Origin of the sequence: Streptomyces sp. NPDC052107 (assembly GCF_040680215.1) — a bacterium.
GTDB lineage: Bacteria > Actinomycetota > Actinomycetes > Streptomycetales > Streptomycetaceae > Streptomyces.
In genome coordinates, this window is sequence record NZ_JBFAWG010000173.1 from 1 (window position 1) to 7,302 (window position 7,302).

A 7,302-nucleotide genomic window follows, 5' to 3' on the forward strand; every position below is an offset into this window, starting at 1 on the left:
CATCGAGAACCACAAGCGCCCCGTGGGCTGAGCTGAACACTGCGGACCCATACTCACGCGCGGGTCAGAGCAGTTCTGAGATGGCCTTCACCCCCCGCGTAAACGCCGGAGCACTGGCCAAGATCAAAGGTAGACCAGAGTGCCCATGACCTCGTGTCGGTGGCGGGCGACGGCGGCCAGCGCACCGTAGTCGGTGACGTCGGGGTCGCCGGGCACGAGGTTCTGCGCGATATCAAGCAGCCATCGCTCGTCGATGAGCACAACGGACGGCATCAGGCGGCGTGGCTGCTGGGGCCGGTCCCGAAGCGGTCGGCGAAGGCCTGCCCGTGTTCCTCGACGAAGGCCCTCGCGCCCTCGAGGAACCGGGTGCGCGCAAGGTCGTCGGTCAGCCGCCGACTCGCGTACTGATCTGGGTCCTCGTGGCCGTCGGCGGCGCGACGCTGCAGCTCCTCATACGTCTCGTCGTCGACCTCGATGCGGATCTCCTTCGCCATGTCCCCACGGTAGCCGTGCCGGGCGCCGCGTGGGAGTGGATACCGGAAGCGAGATCCCGGGGTTGCCATGGTCAATGATTGAACTAGATGCAACCGGATCACTACTGAACGTATTATTTTTTGCTGCACGGCTGCACGTCTCGGTCGCCAGGAGCGCTTCATGGGTAGAGGCGGCTGTGATCCGCGGAAGCCGTCGAATGCTCACACCCGGCCTCCGTATCGGCATCACCCAGCTCACCGGCACCCGCACACCGTCTCGCACTCCCGAGTCGCAGCGGGAGGTGCGGTGAGCAGCGAGACGAGCCCGGACGAGACCGGTGGCGCCGTGAGTACGCCGCGCATGCCCATCGACCAGTGGGACGTGACCGCGCAGATGGCGTACTTGGGCGTTTCACCAGCAGCGCCGCACCGACTACATGCGCTACGCCTATCTGCAGCTCGGCTCCGACGCCGAGGCCGAGGAAGCCGTCGACCTCACCTTCGACCAGGTCATGGACCGCTGGCCGCGCATGCTGCAGATGGAGAACCCGGAGAGCTACGCCTGGACGATCCTCCAGCGCCGCATCATCGACGTACACCGCAAGCGCCAGCGCCACCCGGAATGATGGAGACCGCAGCCTTCGAGGCCGCACTCGCCGACCACGTCGACGCCCCCCTACGACACGCTGACCGACGCCATTGCCCTGTACGCCTCCGTCCCCGCGCTCAGCGAACGGCAACGTGACGCGATCGTGCTGCACTACGGCGTGGGCTTCACCACCGCAGAAGCCGCCGAAGTAATGGGAAACGAGGAAGCCACCGTCCGCTCCCAACTCTGCACCGGCCACCGACGCCTGGCCACCCTGCTCAAACTCCGCTGCCCGGAGCACCCCGACGGGAAGAACCGCTCATGACCCCGCTGCCGCCCGACCACCGCACCATCGACGACCTGCTCGCCCAGGCCCGCACCCGCAACCGCTACGCCTCCTACGACATGGCCGCAGCGGAAGCCCGGCTGCGCGCCCGGCAGACCGCCCGCCACCGGCCACCCCGCCCACGCACCACCGATCCCGGCGGCGCCCCCACCGTCTGGACCGCCCCAAAGGACGAACGAACCCCAGACTCCGACTGCGCCTGGTGGGACCTCAACGCCGTCTGGTCCTGGTGGCGCTTCGCCGCCGGCGTCGGCCACCAGGTCGCCGAATACCGCCTGTTCCTCGAACACGCTCACAGCGGCGAGTACCACGACGCCGACTACTGGCGCACCCAACTACCGCGCCACCACTTTGAACCCACCTGCCTGTGCGGCGACCGCACCACCGGCCCCCTAATCCATCCACCACCGTCTCGACCAGATCCGCCCCCACATCACCCGCCAACACACCCCGAAATCGGCACCTCCCCCAGCCACCCCTCGTTGCGCAACTGCGCCACCTCACCTCCCCGTTGTAAGCACGGATAACGGGCCAGACCGCGTGAAGTGCCCGTATTGACGATGAGGCCCAGACGATGCTCCCCGACCCTCGGCGCCAGCAATGGTCCCGAGGGCGGTGAAAGCTCCCCGCTGTGCGCTGGCCACCGGGCGGCAGGCTCACGCGGACCCGCCGCCGGCGGGCGCGTACGCGCGCGGCCAGGCGGCCGGGGTGGTCGGCGGCAGCGGGATCTCATCCAGCCGCAGCCACCGCTCCCGGCCGTCCTCATCGGGCAGGCAAAACCGGATGTCCCGGGTCTCGTCCGCCTCGTACGGGGCATCCCCAACCGCCCGCAGCATGGCCCGCAGCCTCGGGTACGGGGCCTGCATCGCCCGTCCGCGGCACGCCCTCTGTGCGCAGGGCGGCCGCTGCATGCACAGGCCGGGCAGGTAGGCGACCTTGCAGCCGGCATCGCGGCGACGGTCAGAGGGAGGGCGCCGATGGGGGCGGGCCGCAACTCGGTCTCCCTGTTGCAGGCCATCCCCATCCGGTCCCTCCGTCGTCGCGGACACCGGCACATCAGGTACATCAGGGGCTTCGTCATATGGATCCGGGTGCCCGATGGGATCGAGCACCCGGATCCACCTTTGTTGTCAGGGGTTGCGATCAGTTCTGCTGACACTCAGCCGCCCCAGCCCCAGCCGTGGTGGTGTCCTCCACCCCAGCCCCAGCCGTGGTGGTGTCCTCCACCCCAGCCCCAGCCGTGGTGGCCCCAGCCCCAGCCCCAGCCGTGGTGGTGTCCTCCACCCCAGCCCCAGCCGTTGTCTTGGTGGAACGAGACGACGTGCTCGGGCGCGGCGGTGGCGGCTGCATGGGCGGCTCCAGCCCCGGCGGCGATGGCCAGGATCGGTGCCGACACAACCGCGACAGCCACTCTCTTGATACGTGTGCGCGCGCGCATGGTGAGCCCCCTCTCTGAGGGTCTGCTTGATTTTCTGGCGGCCTCGACGGGCCGTCCCCTGCGCTTCAGAGCCTGCGCGTAGCTCTGTGCGTCGCTCGCCGCCCGCGAAGCGCGTTCAGGCGGCGGACCATCACCTCCGATATCGACCATGAATGTTTGCGAAACCTCTTGGTTGATGTTGTTGTGGAGAAGGTTTTGCTTCCTGTGAATTCATACGGAAATGACGTTCGTGGGGATTGCTCCGCCCGTCGAACTCGCGATGCGACGGTTTCTGATTCCGCCGGGCAGCCTGCGGCGCGGAGGGCGGCGAGCGGGGCCATGGGCCCGGAGGGGGGACTCACTCCCACCGCCAGCGGTGGGGCATCCGCATTAAGACGTTCGGCTTCTTCCCGCAGGCGCCGGTTGTCCTCCTGGATGAGCTGCACCTACGCGTCGAGGACGCCAGCACTTCCGCGGTCCAAGCTGCCGGGCGGGCATCGACCAAGTGGTGCAGCACCACGGCACAGCCGTCAGCAGTGGCGTCCTCGGCCGCGGCCAAGAAGGCGCGGCCGCGAGTAATCCAGTCTCGGCGGCCAGCCGCAGGGCCGCCTTTACGAGTCGGCGGCCTGGGCGACACACCGGGCCGATCCTGCGCTCGCGCCGGCCTCGGCGGCGCTGCTGGAGGTACCGGAGGGCAAGCGGGTCTCAGAGCTGGAGCGGCTGCGCGCGTCTCCGGTGAAGACGACGGGCACCGCGGTGGTGCGGGCCATGGAGCGGGTGGAGGAGATCTCCGCCTTCGCGCTGGGGCGGGTAAACCTCTCCCGGGTGCCGGTGAACCGGCGGTCCACGCTGGCCTGGTACGGGCAGCTGAGCAAGGCGCAGACGATCGAGCGGGCGCCGGAGCCACGGCGGACCGCGCTGTTGGCGGCGGGGGTGCGTCAGCTGGGGGCGCAGGCGGTCGACGACGCCCTGGACCTGTTCGCGGTGCTGATGGCGAACCGGCTGATCAGCACCGCCCGGCGGGCCTCGGACCGGGACCGGCTGGCGATGCTGCCCCAGCTGGAGAAGGCAGCCCACATTCTGGCGAAGGCGTCAAAGATCCTCGCCGAGGAGTTGGACCTGGTCGCCGAGTCCGAAACGGACCTGGACGTCGCCGCGCTGTGGGCGGCGGTAGAGGAGGCGGTGCCGCGTACGGTGGTGGCCGGCGCGGTCGCGACTGTTGAGGCCCTGGTGCCCGAGGAGGATGGCTCGGCGGAAGCGGCGATGCGCGAGAAGCTGGCCCAGCGGGCCATGGCGGGCGTCACGCCGCAGGACCTGGTGGGGCGGCTGGCGGCAAGGGGTGTGCTGTGCACGGGCGGACCGCGGTTCCGGTTCGTGTTCCACCTTGACGTCTCGCGGGAGGATGCGGAGCGCGCGGTGATCGTGGTGCGGGAGATCCTGGCCAGGTGCACCGCCTGATGGGGTGCAGCGGGGGCAGCCATGCGCGCGGCTGCCTGGCCGCGAGACTCCTGGAGTCGGAACTCGCCCAGTGACATGCCGTTGCGCGAGATCCGGCTCGCGCTGCAATCGGTGAGCGTTGTGAAGGTCGCCCCATTCAGAGAATTCGCTGCTGAATGCGTTCGCTTTCTTCTATTGGACCCCTGGCTGCTGCTCAACGACGCTGGGTTGTGCCGACGTCGCCGCAGGCCCGTAGCTCAGGTGTTGGCCGGCATCAGTTCCGCCTGAAAGTCGAAAGAGGTCTCGAGCACATGAACACTCGCCGAATCGGTGACACCGAGGTCAGCGCGATCGGCCTGGGCGGCATGCCCATGTCGATCGAGGGCCGCCCGGAGGAGGCACGCTCCCTCGCCACTGTTCACGCCGCGCTCGACGCCGGTGTGACGCTCATCGACACCGCCGATGCCTATCACCGAGACGCCGGTGAAGTCGGTCACAACGAATCGCTGATCGCCAAGGCTCTCGCCCGCCACGCACTGGGTGCGGAGGTCCTCGTCGCCACGAAGGGCGGCCACCTGCGCCCCGGAGATGGCAGCTGGACGCTGGACGGCTCCCCCAAGCACATCAAGGAGGCCTGTGAAGCCTCCCTGCGCCGCCTCGGCGTGGAGGCCATCGGGCTCTACCAGTTCCACCGTCCCGACCCCAAGATTCCCTACGCGGAGTCGGTCGGTGCGGTGCGGGAGCTCCTCGACGAGGGCAAGATCCGCATGGCCGGTATCTCCAACGCCAACCCGGAGCAAATCCGGCAGGCCAACGAGATCCTCGGCGGCCGCCTGGTCTCCGTCCAGAACCAGTTCTCGCCTGCCTTCCGCTCCAGCGAACCGGAGCTTCGGCTGTGTGACGAGCTCGGCATCGCGTTCTTGCCGTGGAGTCCTCTGGGCGGCATTTCCCGTGCGCGCGAACTGGGTTCGGCTTACGCACCGTTCGCGCGGGTCGCCGAGGCTCACGGGGTCAGCCCACAGCAGGTCTGTCTGGCCTGGATGCTCGCCAAGTCGCCGGTCGTCGTTCCGATCCCCGGCGCGAGCCGACCGGAGACCATCCGCGACTCGGCAGCGTCAGCGGACCTGAAGCTGACGGACGAGGAAATCGCCGAGCTGGACAGCGTGTGACAGGCTGCAGCTTGCGCTTGACGCCGGCTCGGCCACCGAGTCGGCGTCGCACGAGGGCTCCAAGATATGCGCACGTACCCGTCGGGATGACGACGTGGAGTGGGCCATGGCGGCCCGTAGGGTCACTTCCGGCCGCATAGTCGTTGCCGTGCGCGATCTCGTCGACAACACGGCGCCCCTGGCACAACCGGAGCTGATCGCCGAGTTCCGCGGGGCGGCGGAACCGACGGCGGCGATCATCTCACGTCGGCGCGCAGATGGACTCCCCGGCCCCGTACATGAAGGAGCGGACACGTGAGCGCAGCACCCGTACGTTTCGGCATCGTGGGCAGTGGCTGGCGCGCTGCGTTCCTCGCACGGCTGGCGCGGGCGCTGCCGGAACGGCTGACAGTGGCCGGCGTGGTAACGCGCTCGGCCGCACGGGCCGCGCAGGTTGAGGCAGCGTGGGGGGTACCCGCCTTCCGGACTGTCGGCGAACTGTGCGGCAGCGGGCCGGAGTTCGTGGTCGCGTCGGTGCCGTGGGACGTCACGCCCGAGGTCGTACGAGAACTCGTCGAGCGCGAGGTACCGGTCCTCGCCGAAACGCCGCCGGCACCCGACGTTGTCGGGCTGAGGGAGTTGTGGGGCGCTGTTGGGGGCGCGACGCGCGTCGGCGGCGGTGCACTCGTCCAAGTTGCTGAGCAGTACCCGCTCATGCCGGGCCACGCCGCTCGTATCGCGCTCGTGAGGGAGGGCCTGATCGGCGAGGTCACGTCGGTCCAGGTGTCCTCGACGCACATGTACCACGCGATCTCGCTGATCCGGCACACGCTGGACGTCGGTTCCGGGCCCGTGACGGTGACGGCCCGGGCCTTCACCGCCCCGCTCGCCGACCCGCTGTCCCCCCGCGGCTGGTCGGACGACCTGACGCCCAAGGACGCCGTCACCACCCTCGCTTTCCTCGACTTCGGCGCGGCCCGCACGGGCCTGTACGACTTCACGGACAATCAGTGGTGGAATCCGCTGCGGGCCCGCCGCGTCGTGGTGCGCGGCTCACTCGGCGAGATCGTGGACGACACCGTGGTGCGGATGGCCGATCCGCGTAGGCCCGTGGAGTCCCCTCTGATGCGGCGCCGCACCGGCACGGATCTCAACCTGGAAGGCGCCGAGGTGCACCACATCTCCTTCGACGGACGAGTGGTGTGGCGCAACGACTATCTGGGCGCGAGCCTGTCCGAGGACGATCTCGCGGTAGTGGATCTGCTGTGCCGTACGGGCGCATGGGTACGGGACGCGAGCCCGGAACCGTATCCGCTGGCCGAGGGCTGCCAGGACCATCTGCTGGCGATGGCGATCGAGGAGTCGGCTCGGACGGGGGCGCCGGTGACGACAGCGGTGGAGGCGTGGGCGGCCCGCTGACACCGCCGGCCCGCTGGGCGCTGCAGGGCCCGCCCCGGCCCCCGCTGCGACGCTCCCTCGACGGCCGCGACACACACCGCCGGACTCACCCGCCTCCGCCCGCAGTACGCATGCGCGCCACCCCCGGCTCAACCTGCTCCTCAACGAGCCGCCATCCCCCGATGTCACAAGTCCCATCGCTGCCGCCACTGCGCCGCTGCGCGTTCAGACATACCTCCTCGTGCCCCGTCACCCGCAAAGACGGCGTGGCAGAGGTCACCGACATGTGCTGATCAATCTTGGAATGCGAGGCCTCCTCCCGCTGCTGCCCTCAGGGAGCTTGCCTCGTTCTGGGGTTGCGCAGGGCTCGCCACGGGGCCGGAGAGGCCCCCAGGCATGCCCCCCTCCATCCGTCCCCGGACCGCTGTCTCGAAAGGTTCCCCTACGCCATGCCACTGGCTCTGCTGGCCCTGGCTGTCGTCGCGTTCGGCATC

Annotated in this window: 10 protein-coding genes; 6 read left to right on the forward strand and 4 right to left on the reverse strand. The window is 69.3% G+C overall.

The window, feature by feature from the left end; translation table 11 throughout:
* Nucleotides 1–123: 123 nt before the first annotated feature.
* Nucleotides 124–273 (reverse strand): hypothetical protein, encoded by a 150-nt coding sequence (locus AB0M27_RS45790; RefSeq protein WP_365731990.1) that lies wholly within the window; start codon nt 271–273, stop codon nt 124–126.
* Nucleotides 273–494, reverse strand: a complete 222-nt coding sequence (locus tag AB0M27_RS45795; protein ID WP_365731992.1) for a hypothetical protein — start codon at nt 492–494, stop codon at nt 273–275. The genes AB0M27_RS45790 and AB0M27_RS45795 overlap by 1 nt, the downstream gene beginning before the upstream one ends.
* Before the next feature lie 416 nt (nt 495–910).
* On the opposite strand from AB0M27_RS45795, the gene AB0M27_RS45800 reads away from it, so the two are divergent.
* The 3 genes from AB0M27_RS45800 (at nt 911) to AB0M27_RS45810 (ending at nt 1,935) form a co-directional block, all read left to right on the forward strand.
* On the forward strand, nt 911–1,099 hold the full coding sequence (locus AB0M27_RS45800; protein ID WP_365731994.1) for a sigma factor: 189 nt from the start codon (nt 911–913) through the stop codon (nt 1,097–1,099).
* Nucleotides 1,100–1,225: 126 nt separating this feature from the next.
* Complete coding sequence (locus AB0M27_RS45805) at nt 1,226–1,387, forward strand: hypothetical protein (protein WP_365731996.1); 162 nt, start codon at nt 1,226–1,228, stop codon at nt 1,385–1,387.
* Complete coding sequence (locus AB0M27_RS45810; protein WP_365731998.1) at nt 1,384–1,935, forward strand: hypothetical protein; 552 nt, start codon at nt 1,384–1,386, stop codon at nt 1,933–1,935. The genes AB0M27_RS45805 and AB0M27_RS45810 overlap by 4 nt, the downstream gene beginning before the upstream one ends.
* A 129-nt stretch (nt 1,936–2,064) precedes the next feature.
* Here AB0M27_RS45810 and AB0M27_RS45815 read toward each other — a convergent pair whose 3' ends face one another.
* Together AB0M27_RS45815 and AB0M27_RS45820 are read right to left on the reverse strand one after the other, a co-directional pair.
* Nucleotides 2,065–2,244, reverse strand: a complete 180-nt coding sequence (locus tag AB0M27_RS45815) for a hypothetical protein (protein ID WP_365732000.1) — start codon at nt 2,242–2,244, stop codon at nt 2,065–2,067.
* A gap of 323 nt (nt 2,245–2,567) precedes the next feature.
* Nucleotides 2,568–2,846 carry a hypothetical protein gene (locus tag AB0M27_RS45820; RefSeq protein WP_365732002.1) on the reverse strand — a complete coding sequence of 93 codons (279 nt, stop codon included), beginning with the start codon at nt 2,844–2,846 and terminating at the stop codon, nt 2,568–2,570.
* 714 nt (nt 2,847–3,560) lie between these two features.
* Here AB0M27_RS45820 and AB0M27_RS45825 point away from each other — a divergent pair.
* The 3 genes from AB0M27_RS45825 to AB0M27_RS45835 all read left to right on the forward strand — a co-directional run bounded on the left by AB0M27_RS45825 (nt 3,561) and on the right by AB0M27_RS45835 (nt 6,829).
* On the forward strand, nt 3,561–4,283 hold the full coding sequence (locus AB0M27_RS45825) for a hypothetical protein (protein ID WP_365732004.1): 723 nt from the start codon (nt 3,561–3,563) through the stop codon (nt 4,281–4,283).
* A 290-nt stretch (nt 4,284–4,573) separates the two neighbouring features.
* Nucleotides 4,574–5,431 carry an aldo/keto reductase gene (locus AB0M27_RS45830; RefSeq protein WP_365732006.1) on the forward strand — a complete coding sequence of 286 codons (858 nt, stop codon included), beginning with the start codon at nt 4,574–4,576 and terminating at the stop codon, nt 5,429–5,431.
* A 294-nt stretch (nt 5,432–5,725) separates the two neighbouring features.
* Nucleotides 5,726–6,829, forward strand: coding sequence for a Gfo/Idh/MocA family oxidoreductase (locus AB0M27_RS45835; protein ID WP_365732008.1), 1,104 nt, complete (start codon nt 5,726–5,728; stop codon nt 6,827–6,829).
* Nucleotides 6,830–7,302 lie beyond the last annotated feature (473 nt).

Excerpts from the sequence above, each read along its gene's own strand:
- AB0M27_RS45830 (WP_365732006.1), top strand. The coding sequence starts at position 4,574 with ATGAACACTCGCCGAATCGGTGACACCGAGGTCAGCGCGATCGGCCTG.
- AB0M27_RS45790 (WP_365731990.1), bottom strand. The coding sequence starts at position 273 with ATGCCGTCCGTTGTGCTCATCGACGAGCGATGGCTGCTTGATATCGCG.
- AB0M27_RS45800 (WP_365731994.1), top strand. The coding sequence starts at position 911 with ATGCGCTACGCCTATCTGCAGCTCGGCTCCGACGCCGAGGCCGAGGAA.
- AB0M27_RS45810 (WP_365731998.1), top strand. The coding sequence starts at position 1,384 with ATGACCCCGCTGCCGCCCGACCACCGCACCATCGACGACCTGCTCGCC.
- AB0M27_RS45795 (WP_365731992.1), bottom strand. The coding sequence starts at position 494 with ATGGCGAAGGAGATCCGCATCGAGGTCGACGACGAGACGTATGAGGAG.
- AB0M27_RS45820 (WP_365732002.1), bottom strand. The coding sequence starts at position 2,846 with ATGCGCGCGCGCACACGTATCAAGAGAGTGGCTGTCGCGGTTGTGTCG.
- AB0M27_RS45815 (WP_365732000.1), bottom strand. The coding sequence starts at position 2,244 with ATGCTGCGGGCGGTTGGGGATGCCCCGTACGAGGCGGACGAGACCCGG.